This is a genomic window from Leptotrichia sp. OH3620_COT-345 (assembly GCF_003932895.1).
GTDB lineage: Bacteria > Fusobacteriota > Fusobacteriia > Fusobacteriales > Leptotrichiaceae > Pseudoleptotrichia.
This window is the reverse complement of sequence record NZ_RQYW01000083.1, coordinates 1-683: the sequence shown is the minus strand read 5'-3', so window position 1 is coordinate 683 and position 683 is coordinate 1. Positions and strand designations below refer to the sequence as shown.

Annotated in this window: 2 tRNA genes; both read left to right on the top strand. The window is 37.3% G+C overall.

The features are described 5' to 3' along the window. The first annotated feature begins 126 nt into the window (after positions 1-126). Positions 127-197: transfer RNA gene (locus EII29_RS11435), tRNA-Trp, on the top strand. Between the two features lie 69 nt (positions 198-266). Beyond that, positions 267-338, top strand: a tRNA-Pro gene (locus EII29_RS11430). Positions 339-683 lie beyond the last annotated feature (345 nt).

Below are 683 nucleotides of genomic sequence, written 5' to 3'. Positions count from 1 at the left end.
AAAGAATAGGTGTACTGATTGACGGTACTTAAATGTCATAGAGTTGACAGCCAAGCATAGGGTGCAAACTGTAAAGCATACTGTTTGATTAAATGAGTACTAGCAACTAACAGCCCTTTGTATCTAGCGAACATAGTATAATGGTAATGCTACAGATTCCAAACCTGTAAACGTGGGTTCGATTCCTACTGTTCGTGTTCTCCTTTATTTTATTATATGTTATAAGTTATAGTTCTAGGTATTGAGCGTATTATGGCATATAGTAACAGGATATAGTGTTAATGGTAGCATGCGTGTTTTGGGAACATGTAGTGTTGGTTCGAGTCCAGCTATCCTGATGAGTGGTGTATAGTCCATAGACGAAGTGTTAAGCTATGGCACAACTATACAGATAACTGGTGCACGGTTATATCAGCTAACGAAAGTCCTAGTGTATTAAAGTGTCACAGGCATAACTAAGTGACAGCTGGTTAGAGTAATAAGGTGTACTAACGTGGTGTAGGGTTCGATTCCCTACTGCTCTATAATAAGATGCCAGCTACTGATAGTTAGTCATAGTTAGCAGTATAGTCTAATGGTAAACGTAGGTTCGATTCCTACTACTGCTATAAGACAAGGGGAGAAGCAAATGATTATATTATCTTTATTTATTATTATGTTGTTCATTAGTCCAAGTATAGCAT